At 37.1% G+C, this 18340-nt stretch carries 17 protein-coding genes, 1 other RNA gene and 1 riboswitch; of the genes, 7 read left to right on the forward strand and 11 right to left on the reverse strand.

All coding sequences use genetic code 11. The annotated features are described in order from the left end of the window. Nucleotides 1-63 precede the first annotated feature (63 nt). Both CVD27_RS05210 and CVD27_RS05215 read right to left on the reverse strand, forming a co-directional pair. Nucleotides 64-282 carry a hypothetical protein gene (locus CVD27_RS05210; protein ID WP_101646826.1) on the reverse strand — a complete coding sequence of 73 codons (219 nt, stop codon included), beginning with the start codon at nucleotides 280-282 and terminating at the stop codon, nucleotides 64-66. A gap of 27 nt (nucleotides 283-309) precedes the next feature. After that, nucleotides 310-393, reverse strand: a riboswitch (cyclic di-GMP riboswitch). 104 nt (nucleotides 394-497) lie between these two features. Continuing rightward, nucleotides 498-725, reverse strand: coding sequence for a hypothetical protein (locus tag CVD27_RS05215; RefSeq protein WP_101646827.1), 228 nt, complete (start codon nucleotides 723-725; stop codon nucleotides 498-500). 211 nt (nucleotides 726-936) lie between these two features. Between CVD27_RS05215 and CVD27_RS27940 the strand changes: the two genes are divergently transcribed. Both CVD27_RS27940 and rnpB read left to right on the forward strand, forming a co-directional pair. Next, complete coding sequence (locus tag CVD27_RS27940; RefSeq protein ID WP_180960158.1) at nucleotides 937-1080, forward strand: hypothetical protein; 144 nt, start codon at nucleotides 937-939, stop codon at nucleotides 1078-1080. A 111-nt stretch (nucleotides 1081-1191) separates the two neighbouring features. Further along, an RNA gene (gene rnpB / locus CVD27_RS05220) (RNase P RNA component class B) lies at nucleotides 1192-1572 on the forward strand. Between the two features lie 258 nt (nucleotides 1573-1830). Here the strand turns inward: rnpB and CVD27_RS05225 are convergent. Beyond that, entirely contained in the window at nucleotides 1831-2544 is a 714-nt protein-coding gene (locus CVD27_RS05225; RefSeq protein ID WP_101646828.1) for an SDR family oxidoreductase, read from the reverse strand. Nucleotides 2545-2751: 207 nt separating this feature from the next. Continuing rightward, nucleotides 2752-3300 (reverse strand): hypothetical protein, encoded by a 549-nt coding sequence (locus CVD27_RS05230; protein ID WP_101646829.1) that lies wholly within the window; start codon nucleotides 3298-3300, stop codon nucleotides 2752-2754. Between the two features lie 144 nt (nucleotides 3301-3444). Here CVD27_RS05230 and CVD27_RS05235 point away from each other — a divergent pair, with 144 nt between their 5' ends. After that, nucleotides 3445-5220: a bifunctional metallophosphatase/5'-nucleotidase gene (locus CVD27_RS05235; protein WP_257984271.1), complete on the forward strand. Its 1776-nt coding sequence runs from the start codon at nucleotides 3445-3447 to the stop codon at nucleotides 5218-5220. A 129-nt stretch (nucleotides 5221-5349) separates the two neighbouring features. On the opposite strand, the gene CVD27_RS05240 is transcribed toward CVD27_RS05235, so the two are convergent. From CVD27_RS05240 to CVD27_RS05245, 3 genes are all read right to left on the reverse strand, one after another. After that, complete coding sequence (locus tag CVD27_RS05240) at nucleotides 5350-6525, reverse strand: glucose-1-phosphate adenylyltransferase (protein WP_101646830.1); 1176 nt, start codon at nucleotides 6523-6525, stop codon at nucleotides 5350-5352. A 323-nt stretch (nucleotides 6526-6848) separates the two neighbouring features. Beyond that, nucleotides 6849-7010, reverse strand: a complete 162-nt coding sequence (locus CVD27_RS27945) for a hypothetical protein (protein ID WP_180960182.1) — start codon at nucleotides 7008-7010, stop codon at nucleotides 6849-6851. Nucleotides 7011-7147: 137 nt separating this feature from the next. Then, nucleotides 7148-8674 (reverse strand): DHA2 family efflux MFS transporter permease subunit, encoded by a 1527-nt coding sequence (locus tag CVD27_RS05245; protein WP_101646831.1) that lies wholly within the window; start codon nucleotides 8672-8674, stop codon nucleotides 7148-7150. Between the two features lie 191 nt (nucleotides 8675-8865). Between CVD27_RS05245 and CVD27_RS05250 the strand changes: the two genes are divergently transcribed. After that, nucleotides 8866-9756, forward strand: coding sequence for a TetR/AcrR family transcriptional regulator (locus tag CVD27_RS05250; RefSeq protein ID WP_101646832.1), 891 nt, complete (start codon nucleotides 8866-8868; stop codon nucleotides 9754-9756). A 44-nt stretch (nucleotides 9757-9800) separates the two neighbouring features. Here the strand turns inward: CVD27_RS05250 and CVD27_RS05255 are convergent, their stop codons facing one another. The 4 genes from CVD27_RS05255 to CVD27_RS05270 form a co-directional block, all read right to left on the reverse strand. Then, nucleotides 9801-10625 carry an aldo/keto reductase gene (locus CVD27_RS05255; RefSeq protein ID WP_101646833.1) on the reverse strand — a complete coding sequence of 275 codons (825 nt, stop codon included), beginning with the start codon at nucleotides 10623-10625 and terminating at the stop codon, nucleotides 9801-9803. Between the two features lie 36 nt (nucleotides 10626-10661). Next, nucleotides 10662-11693, reverse strand: a complete 1032-nt coding sequence (locus CVD27_RS05260) for an NADH:flavin oxidoreductase/NADH oxidase (protein ID WP_101646834.1) — start codon at nucleotides 11691-11693, stop codon at nucleotides 10662-10664. Nucleotides 11694-11954: 261 nt separating this feature from the next. Then, nucleotides 11955-12392 carry a MarR family winged helix-turn-helix transcriptional regulator gene (locus tag CVD27_RS05265; protein WP_101646835.1) on the reverse strand — a complete coding sequence of 146 codons (438 nt, stop codon included), beginning with the start codon at nucleotides 12390-12392 and terminating at the stop codon, nucleotides 11955-11957. 425 nt (nucleotides 12393-12817) lie between these two features. Next, nucleotides 12818-14386, reverse strand: coding sequence for an amidase family protein (locus tag CVD27_RS05270; RefSeq protein ID WP_101646836.1), 1569 nt, complete (start codon nucleotides 14384-14386; stop codon nucleotides 12818-12820). Between the two features lie 249 nt (nucleotides 14387-14635). Here CVD27_RS05270 and CVD27_RS05275 point away from each other — a divergent pair, with 249 nt between their 5' ends. From CVD27_RS05275 to CVD27_RS05285, 3 genes are read left to right on the forward strand one after another with little or no spacing between them, the layout of a single operon-like run. Next, a complete protein-coding gene (locus CVD27_RS05275) occupies nucleotides 14636-15712 on the forward strand; it encodes a GerAB/ArcD/ProY family transporter (protein ID WP_101646837.1) in 1077 nt (358 codons plus the stop codon). Next, on the forward strand, nucleotides 15702-17171 hold the full coding sequence (locus tag CVD27_RS05280) for a spore germination protein (RefSeq protein WP_101646838.1): 1470 nt from the start codon (nucleotides 15702-15704) through the stop codon (nucleotides 17169-17171). The genes CVD27_RS05275 and CVD27_RS05280 overlap by 11 nt, the downstream gene beginning before the upstream one ends. Before the next feature lie 6 nt (nucleotides 17172-17177). Continuing rightward, entirely contained in the window at nucleotides 17178-18293 is a 1116-nt protein-coding gene (locus tag CVD27_RS05285; protein ID WP_180960159.1) for a Ger(x)C family spore germination protein, read from the forward strand. The last annotated feature ends 47 nt before the right edge of the window (nucleotides 18294-18340 follow it).

Raw genomic sequence — 18340 nt, forward strand, 5'->3', positions numbered from 1 at the left:
CCTTTTCTTAAACAACAAAACCTCCCAATAAATTTCCTGGGAGGTTTTGTTGTATGAACTTTCTTAGAAAAAGTGCGAATCCAGACGCCCTAAAGTTTTTTGGATATCATAGCGTTCTAAAGCAACCAAAAATAATTTTCTTTTCAACAATTCTTTCTCTAACTTTTTTCTATTTTTGTCACACAAATTTAGTATGGCCGTTATATATGCCTCTACTACATTTTCATCGCTAAACTTCTCCAAATCAGCAGTTAGTTCTTTTTCTAGAGCAACAGCATTCATAAAAAGGCCCCCTAAAATATGTCTATTTTAGGCAACTCAGCCGTCATAGTAATAAACCTTAGACCTGTAGCTTTGCGTCCCAATCTTTCGAATGGTTTGCCTTTTACTATTTAAAGATATTAATTTCTATATATGTTAATAATATTACATTTATTAAAAATATTACAATATAAATATCGACAAAAATTGACAATAATTCTAGTTAACTGGTACATTCACCCAATTGATTGACGTCGTTTTTGTCGATTTCTTTGTAATTCACTTTGTTTCCATATGTATTTTTGCATATATAACTTTAGTACATCTTTCATCGTCTTTCCGTTTCTCTCCACTGCATTTTTAAATTCATCTCTTATGCATACTGGAATTTCAATGATTAATCGAACGGTTTCTGGCTTTCCTTCCACTCCCTTCATTTCTTCCTTAATTTGTATCTGGCTCATATGTAAACCTCCTATCCAGTGATTAAAAACTACATTTTTTTAAGTAGTCGTAACAAATAAAATATTTAAACTTTTTAATAAATAATATAATAACAGTGGTAAACGCATACAATCTCATTTATTTAATCGTCAAATTTCGACATCCTCTATTTTAATTTATAGTTTTTTTAGACAACTGGACATACTTTTATATATAAAAGGAGGGATTAAAATGGAGGTAAATCAACAATATAAACCAGCCGAATTAAACAATTCGGAACTACAAGCAATCAAATCACTGGAAAATCAATTAAGAACTGAAACTGAGCAAGAGGTTGTAGTGATTGCTTATACAAAAGATAAAATACGGGAATAACACCTTAACTCTATTTTGTGGTTGGTAAAATTGGAATGAGTCTACTAATGATTTGTTCGTTTAAACCTGTTATATTTTTTATTGTCGCTTCAATAACGAATTAAATAATGAAATGGTGAGTAGTCGCGGTTCCTTTTTAGGAACTGAGGAAAGTCCAGGCTCGCACAGTGCTGAGATGCCTGTAGTGTTCGTGCCATCTGCAAAGGTGGGCAGTCGAGTTTCGGCTGACGGCGGTGAAATCATGCTAAGTCCACTCGAGATATGCTAAAAGTAACCTGAAAGTGCCACAGTGACGATGCTTTTCTGGAAACGGAAAAGGTGGAACGGGTAAACCCCACGAGCGAGCAACCCAAATTTAGGTAGGGGCATCATCCTGCGGGAAATGAACCTAACGGATGAAACGACACATGGTCGTTAGTTATATGACTACTACTTCCTGTACAAGGCTTGCAGCCGTTTGCAGTACGGAAGTACAGAACCTGGCTTACAGCCATTTCATTAGCTGAATTTAATCGTTTAATGAAGAAAAATGATTGCGGGGATCGTGTTTATAACATTCTAAATCCCTCACCCCCTCAATCAAATTCCTATTTTTTTATAATTTATTGTGAACGCATTCAAAAGATACTTTCTGAACAAATTATAAATAATGATGAATATTGTCTAGTTCGTTTGATCAAAGGGGGGTGGCAAGGATTAAAAATTCTCTTATTAAACGTACTAAAATAGGGTTTTAGTTCCTTCAGTTTTTTACCAGTTCATTTTGTTCCCTTGATAGTCAATGAACATGTGTTCTTCTATGGCAGGGGATTTCAAGATTTCATTTGCAATTCCAGTTGCGGATTCGATCGCATCAATGGTAGCATTTGGGTTAAATTCACCAAAAATATAGGTTTTCACAAATCCTGGATGGAAGGCTAAAACCTTGATTCCATATTCCTTTAAATGATTTTGCATGATGGTTAATTGCATGTTTAGTGCAGCCTTTGACATGCAATAGGCGTATTCCTTTTTTCTCCAGGAATCTGCCACACTTCCTGCTTCGGAGGAAATATTCGCGAGAATTTTGCTTTTGCCTTTCATTAATAATGGAATGACAGATTTGGAGACACGTAACGGTCCCAACGTATTCGTGTTATAGTGTTTCATTATATCTTCATAATTAATTTCACCGAGTATATCCTCGGAACGATCTACATAAATAGCCGCATTATTAATCAAGATATCTAATTGGCCCGCTGTTTCCTTAATATAATCCGCAGCCGCATCGACTGATTGCTGATTTGTTACATCTAATGTAACAATATGTAAATCCTCGCCATATTCTTTTTTTAATTCGTTCAGTTCCGTCCAATCATTCAAATATTGTCCAGCAAATACTGTAAAATCAGATTGAAGGAAAACCTTTGTTAGAGCAAAACCTAAGCCTCTGTCCGCCCCAGTAATATAAATAGTCCTTTTCATAAATGCCAATTCTCTCCTCTCTTTTTAACGCAGTACCGTAATAATGTAAACACTTTCACCCTATAGGTATTCTCCATTAAAAGTATATATCCTTGTATTTAAAATAAATAACTGCAGGTTATTTTTTAAGTTTGTTTATGGTGTCTGACTTTTTTTGAGGAATTGTTGATATAGTTCGCTTGGGAAGATAGTTGTGTTAAATTAAATCTAATTTGTCTCTATATCATCCACAGATAGGACATCAGCAATAAAGAGAGCATCCTCGGAAAAAATACAATACAAATCTGAAACCAGATTATGAAGGTTAGTTTTTTGTATTACAAAGCCCTCAAATCCCTGTTTTATAAGTTTTTGCTGAAATTTCTCATTAGCTTCTTCTTTATTTAATAATGTAGCCCGATCTACCCAGCTTGGAATCTTTTTCCTAGTCGTAAAATAATCACAATATTTGTCACGTTCACTCATAAACAAATCATAGGATTCGTATTCCTTTAGGTTTGGTTCATCAATATATACTCTATAAATAAAGCCGCGGACCATCCTTTCATATTGCACGACTTTCGGTTGATCATCATCCCAAAACTCTGTTTTTGATTTTTCGATAACGGTCTCTGTACCGATAGCGAATGGTTTGGCAGATTTGATGTCTGAAGTAAACCATATTCCAATAGTATCGATATCGTTTGGTAATTGTTGAACCACCGTTTCTTTAGACAAGTAGTCAAGTTTTTTAATTGAACCATGATAAACGATCATAAGCATGCCCTCCTTTCTTAAATTACCTAGATTTTTGGGAATCATTTATGCTTCTTTATCAATTATAGTTTCCTTTTCTGTATATCCATAACACGACAAGCAAAAAATACATTAGGTTAGTTAGTAAAGAGATGGAGGAATGTTATGAAATGGGTTTATAGGACATTTATTTCCTTAACTATTTTTGGTTTAGTTGGTTGTATGGGAAATCAAAATGCAGAAAATTCAAAACAAAACATTGCAAACAACCAAAAAGTTAGAAATGTGGTCGATCGAAGTAACAAAATTCATAATATGGACATCCGTACAAATCAAGCAGGGATTCCTGGTGATACTCAAGGTTTATCAAAAGAATACCATGGACATTTTTCAAACCGTCCAGAGGCAAACCTTCAAAAAGAAAATCCACCTGCTGCGGATAAACGCTTCATCCAGGTTCAATTGTTAGGGATTAATGATTTACATGGCCAATTAAATGTCACTCGGAAAGTAAATGGAAAACCAGTAGGCAGAGTAGACTATTTGGCCGCTTATTTAAAACAACGGGCATCACAGAATAAAAATACTATTATGGTACATTCTGGAGACATGGTGGGAGCAAGCCCCCCCCTTTCTGCACTTTTACAGGATGAACCAACCATTGAGATTTTGAACAAATTAAATTACGGGATTGGAACAGTTGGAAACCATGAATTTGATGAAGGTGTACAGGAACTTCTTCGACTTATCAATGGAGGAACTAGTGATAAAACAGGAAATTTCGTTGGAGCTAATTTTCCAAACATTGTTGCAAATGTTGTAGATAAAAAGACTGGTGATCCAATTTTGTCTCCCTACAAGGTTCTGAAAGTTAATGGTATCGAGATTGGATTTATTGGCGTAGTAACAACTGATACGCCAAGCATCGTCATTCCTAGCGGTGTTGAGGGAGTTAAATTTACCGATGAAGTAGATGCAATCAATCGCTATGTTCCAGAGCTGCAAAAACAAGGAGTCAGATCAATTGTTGTTCTGGCTCATGATCCTGGAACATCGGGAATTAATGGCGAAAATCCAACCGGTAAGCTTGTCGATATGGCCAATGGCGTAGATGATGAAGTAGATGTGATTTTTGGCGGTCACAATCATGCATATATGAATGCAACCATTAACAATAAGTTAGTTATTCAGGCTTATTCCTATGGAACAGCTTTTTCTGATGTTTATTTACAAATTGACCCTAAAACGAAGGATATTGTATCCAAAAAGGCAGATATTGTGACGACTTTTCAGGATGGGATAACGCCAGATTCAGAAATAAAGAACATGGTAGAGGGCTATGAGGCAAAAGTAGCACCGTTAGTAAACCGGGTAATTGGTACAACCACTGACGGTCTGACATCACTGCAAAATGCTAATGGAGAATCTGTGCTTGGTGATTTAATTGCTGATTCCCAAAGAAATTCAATGAAAACGGATTTTGCTTTTATGAATCCAGGTGGAATTAGAGCAGATCTCGATCCAGGAGATATTACGTGGGGTCAAGCTTATACTGTTCAGCCTTTTAATAATGCTCTAATTAAAATGACAATGACAGGTCAACAGGTACGAGACGTCCTTAATCAACAGTGGGGGGCGACTTCCACAAACATGCTTCAAATTTCAGGGTTAACTTATACATGGGATGCAAACCATCCTACTGGACAAAAGGTTACCAGCATTTTGCTTCCAGATGGAACACCTATTGACCCAAATAAAACATACACAGTTGTCGCTAACGCCTTCCTTGCTGGTGGTGGGGATGGATTTACTGTATTTAACCAAGGTCAAAATCGAGAAACTGGTCCAATTGATCTAGATGCTTTTGTTGATTATTTAAAAACATTACCAACCCCCTTTACCTACAGTATGGGTAACAGAATTCATAGGGTTCAATATTAGTATTAAATCAAATAGTGCTAGTGCACTTGCCCAACAAAAAGGTCGCCCGTAAGCGACCTTTTTCTATCAATTATACCTTAAAAACCTTAACCTTTTAGATTAGGTTTACATAATAATATTCTTGTTAACTCAAACAACATTTCCTTTCATTTGTTCTGTTTTATTTTTCTTGATGATTTGGTGGTTTCCAATTAAGGTGATTTCATTAAATGGATTGGTGTCCCCCACTTTAACATTCGAATAAATGAATGTATCACTACCGACAATGGCTCGATTAATCACAACATTTTCTCCGATAAAGGTATTTGGCAAAATGACTGAATCCTTTATGACCGCACCTTTACTAACCGTTACTCCGTGATATAGGACCGAGTTCTCCACTTTACCAAACACCTTACAGCCTTCGGAAACTAACGATTGATTGATAGCAGCTTTTCCGTCCAAATAAAATGGCTGCTTAGAGGATTCACGCGTATAGATCCCCCACTCTTCATTTTGTAAAATCGGATTCGTTTCGTAAGAAAGTAAATCCATGTTGGCTTCCCAAAGGCTTTGCACTGTTCCTACGTCTTTCCAATAACCTTTGAAGCGATAAGCATATACCTGGTGGTTATCTTCGATCATCGCAGGGATAATATCTTTACCAAAATCCTTCGATGAGAAGGGTCTTTTCTCCTCTTTTTCTAAATACCTCTTTAACAGTTTCCATTTAAAAATATAGATCCCCATAGATGCTAGATTGGATTTGGGTTGTTTGGGTTTTTCTTCAAAATCTAGTATCCTCATGGAATCAGCATCAATATTCATAATACCAAACCGATTCGCTTCTCTCCAAGGAACATTAATAACAGAAATCGTGACATCAGCGTTTGTTTCTTCGTGCTGCTCTAGCATTTTACTATAATCCATTTTATAAATGTGATCGCCAGATAAAACAAGAACATACTCCGGTTTATGACTTTCGATATAGTGGAGGTTTTGATAAATAGCATGGGCTGTTCCTTCATACCATCTATCACCTTTCTCACTTTGGTAAGGAGGAAGAATCGTGATGCCGCCATTTTTCCGATCCAAGTCCCAGTACTTTCCATCACCAATATAATTATGAAGAGTGTGAGGTTGATACTGTGTCAAAACTCCTACCGTATCAATACCAGAATTGCTGCAGTTACTTAGTGTAAAATCAATAATCCGATATTTTCCACCGAATGGAACGGCTGGTTTCGCTGTATATGTGGTTAATTCTTTTAGTCTCGTTCCTCTGCCACCTGCTAAAAGCATGGCAATACATTGTTTTTTAGTCATGGTGTCCCTCCTTGTTATTTTTATATAAAGTTTAATACCTTTTTTTACATAAGTTTAAACTGAAAAAATTGAGGAATTTAATATTTTTAATTGGTGTTTAACTAGCGAAGCTTTTGAGGCAGGAGTATAAGTAACTTTCTAATAATTAAATAATAATCCAAAAATTCAGAATCACAAGTATGTGGTAAGATCTTCTTACAAACATTTTATTAAGATAATAAAGAATGGGCTTTCAATTCTAGTTGTCTCGAAATAGAATAATCATTTTTTTCCTATGCAAATTATGTATACACTAAAGGGACAGATAGACTGTCCCACCTTGATTACTTATTATGATTTTGCTGTGCTTTTATCGCTACTTTTTCCAGTCCATTTTCTCTGTCAAATTCTACATCAGCCACGCCAACGCCCTTTCTATTTTTTGAAAATTTACTCTTTTTGTTTTTAGTCATTTTTACACCCGCCCATAGTTTGATTGTATTCATTTAGGATGCTTTTCATGTTAGTTTACGGCACCCACATGGTTAGTTTGCTATCAATCGGCTCAGCTATTCGATATTCTCTTATTTTTCCGCTCATTAAGAAAAAAGGATGCCCCAAACGATGGGCACCCTAACATTTATTAATTTTCTGCAAGCTTGTTAACGACTTTTTGCTGTGAAGCCTTAGATTCTTCAGGATCTTCCGCTTGTTTCGCACGTTTAATGAAGAAAGCAAGTACAAGGGCCACAAAAGCAATACCAACGGAAACTAGGAATGCATCGTTAATCCCTTCCAACATTGCCTTCATGGCAATTTCTTGTTTCATTTGTGCGACCATTTCTGCAGTTGGTTTTCCTGTCACATGCTTCATTGCAGAATCTGCCAGTTCAGTAGCATGTGTTTTGGTACGGTTTGACATAATGGTTATCAGAAGAGCTGAACCAATCGCACCGGATACCTGCTGCAGTGTATTGTTCATGGCTGTTCCATGCGGATAGTAACGTGCTGGCAGCTGATTTAATCCATTTGTCATAACTGGCATCATAACCATTGACATACCAAACATACGAACGGAGTATAAAATCATTAATTCTGTATAAGTAGTATCTAATGTTAATTTACTGAACATGTAACTAGTAAAGATGGTAATCGATAAACCTACAACAGCAAGTACCCTGCCGCCGAATTTATCAAACAGTTTTCCAGTTATAGGACTCATGATTCCCATTAAGATAGAACCAGGAAGCATTAATAATCCGGATTTAAACGGAGTGATCCCGCGAATTGTTTGTACATAAATAGGTAAAAGTAACATCGCTGAAAACATTGCCATAGCAATTACAATCGAGATCACAGAAGATAAAGCAAACATCGGGTATTTATATACTCTGAAATTCAACATCGGCTTTTCTAGTTTGTTTTGACGAAGAATGAACCATACTAAGCTGATTGCCCCAATAGCAATTGTTAAATACACCTCTGGGCTATCCCAGCCCTTATCTCCTGCAGAGCTGAAACCATAAAGTAATCCCCCAAAACCTACACTAGATAATAATAAGGAAAATTTATCAAGTGTAAGGTCAACTTTCCCTTTTTTATCCTTTAATATGAAGAGGGCAATCAATAGAACTACAGCCGCAATTGGTGATACTAAATGGAACAAGATTCTCCAGCTGTGATGTTCTACTAGGTAACCGGAAAGTGTTGGTCCAACTGCCGGAGCAAAAATAAATACTAAACCAAACAGACCCATCGCTGCTCCTCTTTTTTCAGGCGGGAAGCTCGTAAGCATCACGTTCATTAATAATGGCATCATGATCGCTGAACCAGATGCTTGAATCATCCTGGCCGCTAATAACAGCGGAAAGACATGAGAAAATCCAGCAATAATCGTTCCTAAGGTAAATAAACTCATCGCTGTAAGGAATAGTCTTCTTACTGTGTATTTTTGAATTAAAAACGCTGTTGCTGGAATCATAACCCCATTGACCAGCATATACGCGGTTGCCAACCATTGAACAGTCGATGCATTGACATCTAAATCCTTCATTATAGAAGGAAGTGCAACATTTAATAGTGTTTCATTTAACATTGAAATAAACGCACCGATCATTAATATTGCAATGATCCCGTATGGAGGGCGTTTATCAGTTAACGGTGATTCCATTTATATTCCCCCTTGTAAACTGTTGGTACATTTTTTTGTACTGCTATTCTGCATAGACATTATCATATACCGATAGTTCATTTTTTGCAACTAAAAAATATCAGAAAATGAACTATATTTGTCTAAAAGCCGAAAATAAGGTACAATATTTTTTGTACTATCAGTCTAATCAGAAAATATAGGTGATTATTATGAACGATAGAAAGCAGCATGTTATTACAAAAGCTCATCAGTTGTTTATCGAAAAGGGCTTTCAAGCCACTTCGATTATCGAAATCATAGAATTCAGCGGTATCTCCAAAGGTACCTTTTATAATTATTTTTCCTCCAAAAATGAACTGTTGATTGCTATATTCACTTCCTTGAGCGAAAGGATTGCTAAGGAGCGAAATGAATTATTAATCGGACAGGATCCTGCTGATATTGAGATCTTTATTAAACAGCTGGAGCTGCAAATGGCCTTTAATAAGCGGAATAAATTGCTAACACTTTTCGAAGAGGTTTTTGTCTCCAATGATCCTGCTTTAAAGCAATTTTTAAAGCAATTTCAAATAATGTACCTTCATTGGATCTATAACCGCTTTTTGGACCTTTTTGGGAAAAATAAACAACCCTATTTGCTTGATTGTTCGATTATGTTTCTTGGCATGCTCCATCATAATATTCATCATCATTTTTTCGCCAATGAAATGGATAGCAGTTTAAAACATGTCATTCGTTATAGCGTAGAACGGGCTGTAAAGATGGTAGAGGAAGTTGTAAAAAGTGGCGAACAACTATTGGACCCTGAGATTTTTACAAAATGGCTCCCGGAATGTAATAAGAATGGATTGGCTTTTGAGAGGAAATTACATCATATCATTTCTGCCTTAAAGAAATATATAAATGAAGGAGAAAATCATTTAGAACCTATTGAATTATTGGACTTCATACAGGAAGAAATTGTCCATTCCAAGACCCCACGGAAATTCCTTATTAAAAGTGCTCTCTCGACATTAAGAGAAATCTCGGGTAAGAAATGGCAGGGCGATTTAGAAAAGCTCGAGAAACTTATCAATGACTTTCTTGTTCAAAAATCATAAATAAAAAAAAGTGCGAATTTCATTCGCACTTTTTTTGTTGTATATTATCTTACATTCATTTCACTCGGATGTGGACCTTTACGTCGATTGCGATTAATTTGATTGATTTCGTTCATTTCATCAGATGTGAGTTCGAAATCAAAAACTTGGAAGTTTTCCTCAATTCTTGAAGGCGTTACAGATTTAGGAATCACAATTGTATTATTTTGCAAATGCCAGCGGAGTACGGTTTGAGCTGGAGTCTTTCCGTATGCTTTAGCAATTCTTTGTACGACTTCATCTTGTAATACTTCTCCGCCTTGGTCTAGAGGACTCCAAGCTTCTACAAAAATATTATGCTTTGCACAGAACTCTTTCAATTCATTTTGCGCAAGGTACGGATGACACTCCACTTGATTTAGAACGGGGACTACTTCACATTCTTTTAAAAGTCTCTCTAAATGTTCCACTTCAAAGTTGCAAACACCGATTGCTTTTACACGTCCCTCATGATAAAGCTTTTCTAGTGCTTTATACGTTTCCACATATTGATCAAATTGAGGAGTAGGCCAATGAATTAAGTAAAGATCTACATAGTCTAGTCCCAGTCTTTCTAAGCTCTCATCGAATGCACGTAATGTATTATCATAGCCTTGGTCACTATTCCAAACTTTTGTTGTAATAAACAACTCTTCACGTGGTACTGACGCTTCTTTAATTGCTTTCCCGACGCCAATTTCATTTTGATAAATCATAGCCGTATCAATCGAACGGTACCCTACTTCAATCGCCGTTTTCACTGCCGATGCTGCTTGATCATCTTCTACCTGCCACACACCAAAACCAAGCTGGGGCATTTTTAAACCGTTATTTAATGTAACAAAATTCATGTTTCTTGCTCCTTTGTACGTGAATTTTTTATTAGATTAGCGGCTTGGAAACCCTCGTGTATACTGTCTTGGGATTTCTGTATCTTTATGAAGTACTGTTGCAGCTTCCAGAGCCCAATATGGATTTCTTAACATAGCTCTGCCGACAGCTACTAGGTCTGCGTCTTGGTTACCGATGACAGAGTTAGCCAGTTCTGGTTCATCCAATCTGCCTACGGCAATCACAGGGATATTCAATGCTTGCTTAATGGCTCTTGCTAAAGGAACTTGGTAGGCTACATGTGTTCCTGGTCTTCCAGCAGCAGCGATTTGCCCTTCTCCTCCTGAGCTTACATGAAACATATCGACTCCTGCCTTTTGGAATTCTCTTGAAAATTCAATTGCATCCTCGATTCCATAACCGCCTTCTACATATTCTGTTCCCGAAATACGCATAATTAATGGCATCTCTTCAGGCATTTCACTTTTTGCAGCTTGAATGATTTCTTTCCCAAACTTGGTCAATTCCTGTCCATACTCGTCTGTTCTTTTATTCGTGTATGAAGATGTAAATTGGTGAATTAAATAGCCATGTGCACCATGTAGTTCTATGACATCTACCCCTGCTTTTACTGCTCTTTGTACGGCCAAGCGGAATTTTTCGACCATTTCTTTTACTTCTTCAGTAGGAAGGGCTCTTGGTGTTTTTGATTTTTCATCAAATGGAATGGCAGAAGGTGCAACAGGCTCCTCGGCATCTTCGGCTTTACGCCCTGCATGAGCAATTTGAATCCCCACCTTCGCTCCATATTGGTGGCAGGCATCCACAATTCGTTTTAGCGCAGGAATCTGCTCGTCCGACCACAAGCCTAAATCATAATCTGTAATGCGGCCATCTGGCTCCACATCAGTCATTTCGATAATGATCAAGCTCGCACCGCCAATGGCACGGCTAACGTAATGCACGTAATGCCAGTCTGTTGCAATACCGTCTTTATTAGTCACAGAGTATTGACACATCGGTGGCATAACAACGCGATTCTTTAACTGCAGCCCTTTTATTTGATAAGGTGTAAATAAATGATCCATGTGAACACTCCTTCTATGTATTAGCAAAGATGTAGAGAAACTTGCGCTCTCCTTTAATGGTTAACATGTTAGCGTCTAGTTAACAGCTCATTTAACCAACTTATTTTTACACCTAAATTGCTAATTTATTAGTCACATTTTTAAAATGTATGTGCATGCATATAAATTAACATGGCCTTTTCCATCACGTCAAGTCACAAGACTCGACTAAAAAAGATGGGATCCTTGTAATCCGAATGGATGGTAAACATCATTCGAGAGTTACTTGCTCCCATCCTCTTTTAATTGATTTGTTATTTGTTGTAATTCTTCAAGAACGCTTTCCTTAGAAAAAGTTCGTTCAAGTGTTTCATTAAATGAAACTAATGCGTTTTTTAGCTTTACTTCTCCTTCTGCTGTTAAAGAAGTATAAATGGCTCTTCGATCATCTATGCAAATATTTCTTTCTAAAACACCACAATCTCTAGCTTCAAATCGGCTGACCAGCCTAGACATAGCGCTTTGACTTAAACCAACTCGATTTTGCAACTGCTGCAATTTCAATTTTTTATGCGGGGCTTCAGATAAAAATAAGAGCACATAAAATTCATTCAGTGATAATTGATGTTTCTCTTGAAGGCTGCTTTCTAGCTCATTGGTTATTTTCATTTGTAGATTGGAGAATGATAGCCAATGGGTTATCAGTTGATTTTGTTGCATTTGTATCACCTATTCTAAATGCTTACTTAGTTTAATAATATCCTTATACTAACAAGGAATCAAATTACTAGTCAATTGGACCTTAGGGTTTTTGCGATGGATTATAATCGTATTCATCGTGGCCGTTCGTTTAAAGGAAATATTAAAGGTAAAGATGGAATTACATGCGGGTTGATGACAAAAAAAGGTGGCGAGGATTAACTCGTCACCTTTTTTTAGCTATAGTAGACTTCTTTTCTGTCGAACTTATGTTTTATTCTGGCCTTCTGGGATTATGTGCCCTTCTTATCTGCAGAACTACAATTTTTTCTTTGCCTTCGGGAGTTATGAACCCCTCTTATCTACCGAAATACAATTTTTTCTTTGCCTTCGGGAGTTATGAATATAACCATTATCCCCTATCAATATTAAAATCCATTAACCTCTTATTTTAAAACAGGTGCTTCCCGATGATGGGTTGCTTCTTGATAGGAATAGGCCAACTTGATTAAAGTCGGTTCATCAAAAGCTTTTCCTAGCATTTCCATTCCGATTGGAAGACCATTATCACTAAAGCCTGCTGGAATCGAAATAGCCGGGAAACCTGAAAACGGACTCAAACGATTGGCATTTCCTGCTCCCTGACCACTCCCCACCACTGCTGGTAAGGCACTAGAAGTTGGATACACTAACGCATCCAGCACATTTTCATTAAAGGTTGACAGTAAACTTTCCTTTGCCAATTTCGGCCGATTCGTGATAATTCTTAAATATTCTGGATCATTTTCCAACGAAACTTTATTGTTTCTTGCGATTAAACCGCTTTTTAAACTTGGATGAAATAATCCGCTGTTGATTATATCTGTCAAAGTGTGAACAGGAGCATTGGGTCCTAGTGAAGCTAAGTAATCATTCAACTGGAATTTAAATTCAAAACCGCTTAAGCTTGGGTACGCTAAAATTTCATTCAGATTCGGAATAGTCACCTCATAAACTTCTGCCCCTTGTGATTTCATATCCGCAATCGCCTGTTCCATGACCTTATTGATTTGTGGATCATTTCCGAATAAGGCTCGAACGACCCCAATACGAGCCTTTTTCAACCCATTTTTCTTTAGATAATGAGTATACGTTTGTGGAACTTTACCAATGCTTGCTTTTGTCACAGGATCGGCTGGGTCGTAACCTGCAATGGCATCAAGCACCGCTGCAGCATCTTCTACTGTACGTGCAATAGGTCCTCCCACATCCTGCGAAAGCGCAAGTGGAATAATCCCATCCCTGCTGGCTAGTCCCATTGTAGGACGAATCCCAACAAGGTCATTGAAGGAAGAAGGTATTCGTATCGAACCACCTGTATCTGTTCCTAATCCGACAGTAACAAAGTTTGAGGCAACAGTTGCAGCAGTCCCCCCGCTCGAGCCGCCAGGATATCTCGTCGTATCATATGGATTATAGGTTTGTCCTCCCATAGAACTGATTGTTTCAAAACCGAATGCAAATTCATGAAGATTGGCTTTTCCTAGAATAATAGCCCCTTCTTCTCTTAATTTCTTCGTTTGATAAGCGTCATCTAATGGAATTGATCCTTCAAGCGACAAGGAACCGGCTGTTGTAGGCATATCGTATGTATCAAAGTTATCTTTCAAAATAACCGGGATTCCATGTAAGGCGCCACGAACTTTGCCGGCTTTCCGTTCTTGATCCAATTGTTTTGCCTCTGCCAACGCATCTTTGTTAATCGTAATAATAGAGTTAATACTATCATCGTATTCCGCGATACGATCCAAGTAGAATTGGACCAATTGTTCAGAGGTTAACTTCCCCGTCTGCATAGCCTGCTCCAATTCTGAGATTGTCGCCTCCTCAATTTTAACGGATAAAACACTTTTCGCGACAGGACTGGCATGGGTCGCAGCGGCCTGTGCCGTGGAACCTACTGGCACTGCAAGCAAACTTCCTGCTAATACAAAACTAGTTACAAACGAAATCGATTTCTTACTCCACTTCCCCATTCTGATTCTCCCCTTAATCTAAGATTCTATGAATATAGCAATCTTATTTTTAATTGTCCTAATATACGGGAGATTTTCTAACAAAGAAAATGCAAATGTTTGGTAAGCCAGCTTGTGTTAGCGAGTCTTATTTGCTCCAACTACTACCAAAAAAAATACCCTATATGAAGTCAACCGAAATTGGAAAATCCATACATATCCCATTATGCAGGGGTTACACTAATAAAAAGTGTTAGACAGGTGGTTTGAATGAATCAAAAACTAATCCAAGCCTCACATATTTATATTTTACTGATTCTTTTTTCAGGGTTTATGGTTCATGTCTTAAGCCTCCCCATTTTGTTATCAACGGCTAAAAGAGATGCTTGGCTTAGCGCTCTTGCTAGTGCTGTTCCTATTACGCTCTGGTTGTTGTTCATTTTCTATATTTATAAAAAAATAAACCAGTATGACCTTCTCTCATTTCTAAATCATGCTTATAGCAAATGGGTCTCGATTATTTTTTCAATCGTGTTTTGTGCTCATTTCTTTGTTATCGCCTTAATTACTCTTAAATTTACCATTTATTGGGCGAATGCCAATTATACCTTTGATGTTCCGAATTATGTGATTGTTTCCTTGTTTGCTTTGATTTGCTATTATTCATCCGCTAAAGGGCTGCGCACCATCTGTTCCATGGCTATGCTGATCCTGCCCTTTGTTGTCATATTTGGTTTAGTAGTTGGGGTGGGAAATATGCCAAATAAGGATTATGAACAATTGTTTCCTATTTTTGAAAATGGCTATATCGACTTTTTTAAAGGATTAGGATATGCATGTTCCGGTTTAGTTGAAGTATCCTTTATCTTATTTTTAACCTCAAACCTTACAGGTAAATTAAAAATGAAATGGCTCTTATTAATGGGGATCATACTTGTAGGGTTATCTTTTGGACCTTTAGTTGGTGCACTTGCCGAATTTGGCTCAGTAGAAGCGGAAAAAATGAGGAATCCGGCGTATGAAGAGTGGCGATTGCTTACAATCGGAACGCATCTCACCCGCCTTGATTTTCTTTCTATTTTCCAGTGGCTGTCAGGTGCCTTTGTCAGAATCAGTTTATCTTTATTTATCGCTGCAAAGGGATTTTCATTGAATTCAGAACATAAGTGGGTCCTTCCAATGCTTTATATTTTATTAATGATTGCAGCTAGCATTCATTGGGATTCCGTCTCATTTATTTATTTTTTGAAAAACTTTTACTTTCCCATTAACCTAATCTTTCAAATTTGCCTACTGCTGCTGGTTTTCCTACTCATCAAGTTAAAAGGTGTGAGCCATGAAAAATAATCAGTCTTCGAAACAAACCATAGACATTGTCCAAGTAAAAAGTTGGTTTGAAGGTTCTTCTGATATTACAGTCAAACAAAGAACCTATAAAGGGAAGAATTCCACTTGCTCATTAGAATTCTTCTTTTGTCCTAATTTAGTGGATATAAAATCCTTGAACGAAGTCATTTTTCCTCAAATTAATATGGTGATAGAAAAGCATGGTTCTTTCACCATTGAGCTTTTAAGCAAGATTTTGGAGGTAAGCCAGCTTAAAAAAGGTAAAAACATCAAAGCTGATTTGGAAAAGAAACTGTTTTCAGGAGAACTACTTATTTTTTGCTATGATGTGAATGATTTCATATCAATCCCTATCTCCAACGCTCCAAAGAGAAGTCCAGAAGAATCCACTTTAGAGACTTCCGTCCGAGGACCGAGAGATGGATTTGTTGAAAATATATCGGATAACATGGCATTAATCCGGCAGAGATTAAAGACCTCCTCTTTAAAAAGTATGGAATATACACTAGGTGAGCGGAGCCAAACCAAAGTATTGTTGCTTTATATAGATGACATTATCAACCCTTCCCTTCTAGATGAAGTAAAAAAACGTTTAGAATCCATCAAGATTGATATTATTGTCAGCAGTTACGAGCTGGAAGAGCATCTTTATGATCATCTCTATTCTATTTTTCCATTAATGGACCATACCGGGAGACCAGACTTTGTTGTTCAATCTTTAAACCAAGGGAGGTTTGTCATTGTCGTAGATGGAAATCCTTCTGTTGTTATAGGTCCAACTAATTTCAACCAAGTTCTATACTCACCCGAAGATGTACACCAAAGTTTTTATTATATAAGCTTTATTCGAATCCAACGGATCATTGGTGTTTTTACCACCGTTTTTTTACCAGGTTTCTACATTGCCTTAATTACGTTTCAATTAGATCAGGTACCCTATTCACTATTAGCAACCATTGCCATCTCGCGAATCGGGTTGCCTTTATCAGCACCTGCAGAGGCTATGATCATGTTGATTTTATTTGAATTATTTAAAGAAGCAGGTGTACGGCTTCCGAAAGCGGTTGGCCAGACGGTGGCTGTTCTTGGCGGGTTATTTATCGGGGACGCTGCCATCCGTGCAGGGTTAACCTCTCCCTCGATGTTAGTGATTATTGCTATCACCGTGATCTCTGGTTATACATTGATTAACCAAAACATTGGCGGTAATATTGCCCTGCTTCGTATGGTTGTCTTACTATTTTCATCCTTTTTAGGTTTATTTGGTTTCTTTATTGCTTTCTATTTGTTATTAACCCATGTCGTCTCATTGGAAAGTTTTGGACAGCCTTATATCTCATATTTATCCAACCCAAATAGAACCGACATTCTTAAAAACTTCATCAGGCTGCCATTTCGATTTCTCAAGAAACGGAACACAGCCTATCGTCCTATTGATCCCGATCGTCAAAAGGAGTAATGAATGATGAGATATATATTCCTATCTATACTCAGTTGTCTCCTCTTGGTGGTGACAGGTTGTACAGGTGCAAAGGAAATTCAAAATGAAACTTATATAACTGCCATCGGATTTGATTATTCTAAAGGACAGTATACCGTGTATCTTCAAGCATTAAATTTTTCCAATATCGCCAAACAAGAAGGTGGTTCTGGATTGCAACAGGCTTCACCAATTTTAATTGGTCAAGCTACAGGTAAAAGTATCCAGTCCGCAATCAATAAATTAGAGCAGCATGCTGCTCTTCCACTGTACTACGGTCATGTGAATACTTTTGTGTTAAGTAAACAGGTGATTGAGAAACAATTAGCATCTGTTGTTGAATTTATCGGGCAGAACTCTTACCTCAGGTACAATAGTTGGCTGTATGGAACAAAAGGTGATATTAAAAAGGTTCTTTTAGCTGAAAGTTTTTTTAATTACCCCTCTATCTATACCGTCCTCCATAGTCCTAGTCCGTTATTAAAGGAAAATTATTCAATGCAGATTGAAAAATACCATCGGTTAATTTCAAGATATAATCAATCAGTAGGTACCTTGATCATTCCTTCAATTGATATCAAGAAAAAGATTTTCTTGCAGGATGAAAAGCCCATAAATATTGCAGCTTTAACCGGAGGATTTGTTGTTGCCCAGCATCAATACAAGGGCTGGGTCAAAAAACATGATCTGATTGGCTTAAAGTGGTTTTCCGAAAAGGCAGCGCGAATCCCGATTTCTCTCTATAACGAGAGAGTGAGTGTAGAAATAATAAAACCCCAAAGTACCATTAAAGTGATAAGTGCTCCAAAACCTGCCTATGACTTAATTGTAAAAGCCAACGCCTATATAAATCAAAATGTAGAGAATTTAAGTGTGAGTAACATTGAAAAAGAATTAGAACAAAAAGTGAAAAATGAAATTTTAATAACCTTGGAAAAAAGCAATCAAATGAATGCGGACCTTTTAAATATTAGTGAAATACCTTATCGGTATCATCACAAAAAGTGGGACATTCAGGTTATCAATAACATGAATAAGAACTCCATAAAACATATCAATGTTACGATAAAGGTACAACAAAACATAAATTATAAACGCTAACACGAAAAAGGATGCTCCGGATTGGGGCACCCTTTTGAAAATGTGTA

The sequence above is a fragment of the Neobacillus cucumis genome (assembly GCF_002860255.1).
GTDB lineage: Bacteria > Bacillota > Bacilli > Bacillales > Cytobacillaceae > Neobacillus > Neobacillus cucumis_A.

Excerpts from the sequence above, each read along its gene's own strand:
- CVD27_RS05255 (WP_101646833.1), bottom strand. The coding sequence starts at position 10,625 with ATGAATTTTGTTACATTAAATAACGGTTTAAAAATGCCCCAGCTTGGT.
- CVD27_RS05235 (WP_257984271.1), top strand. The coding sequence starts at position 3,445 with ATGAAATGGGTTTATAGGACATTTATTTCCTTAACTATTTTTGGTTTA.
- CVD27_RS05260 (WP_101646834.1), bottom strand. The coding sequence starts at position 11,693 with ATGGATCATTTATTTACACCTTATCAAATAAAAGGGCTGCAGTTAAAG.
- CVD27_RS05280 (WP_101646838.1), top strand. The coding sequence starts at position 15,702 with ATGAAAAATAATCAGTCTTCGAAACAAACCATAGACATTGTCCAAGTA.
- CVD27_RS05225 (WP_101646828.1), bottom strand. The coding sequence starts at position 2,544 with ATGAAAAGGACTATTTATATTACTGGGGCGGACAGAGGCTTAGGTTTT.
- CVD27_RS05210 (WP_101646826.1), bottom strand. The coding sequence starts at position 282 with ATGAATGCTGTTGCTCTAGAAAAAGAACTAACTGCTGATTTGGAGAAG.
- CVD27_RS05285 (WP_180960159.1), top strand. The coding sequence starts at position 17,178 with ATGAGATATATATTCCTATCTATACTCAGTTGTCTCCTCTTGGTGGTG.
- CVD27_RS05240 (WP_101646830.1), bottom strand. The coding sequence starts at position 6,525 with ATGACTAAAAAACAATGTATTGCCATGCTTTTAGCAGGTGGCAGAGGA.
- CVD27_RS05250 (WP_101646832.1), top strand. The coding sequence starts at position 8,866 with ATGAACGATAGAAAGCAGCATGTTATTACAAAAGCTCATCAGTTGTTT.
- CVD27_RS05265 (WP_101646835.1), bottom strand. The coding sequence starts at position 12,392 with ATGCAACAAAATCAACTGATAACCCATTGGCTATCATTCTCCAATCTA.
- CVD27_RS05245 (WP_101646831.1), bottom strand. The coding sequence starts at position 8,674 with ATGGAATCACCGTTAACTGATAAACGCCCTCCATACGGGATCATTGCA.
- CVD27_RS27940 (WP_180960158.1), top strand. The coding sequence starts at position 937 with ATGGAGGTAAATCAACAATATAAACCAGCCGAATTAAACAATTCGGAA.
- CVD27_RS05230 (WP_101646829.1), bottom strand. The coding sequence starts at position 3,300 with ATGATCGTTTATCATGGTTCAATTAAAAAACTTGACTACTTGTCTAAA.
- CVD27_RS05275 (WP_101646837.1), top strand. The coding sequence starts at position 14,636 with ATGAATCAAAAACTAATCCAAGCCTCACATATTTATATTTTACTGATT.
- CVD27_RS27945 (WP_180960182.1), bottom strand. The coding sequence starts at position 7,010 with ATGAATACAATCAAACTATGGGCGGGTGTAAAAATGACTAAAAACAAA.
- CVD27_RS05270 (WP_101646836.1), bottom strand. The coding sequence starts at position 14,386 with ATGGGGAAGTGGAGTAAGAAATCGATTTCGTTTGTAACTAGTTTTGTA.
- CVD27_RS05215 (WP_101646827.1), bottom strand. The coding sequence starts at position 725 with ATGAGCCAGATACAAATTAAGGAAGAAATGAAGGGAGTGGAAGGAAAG.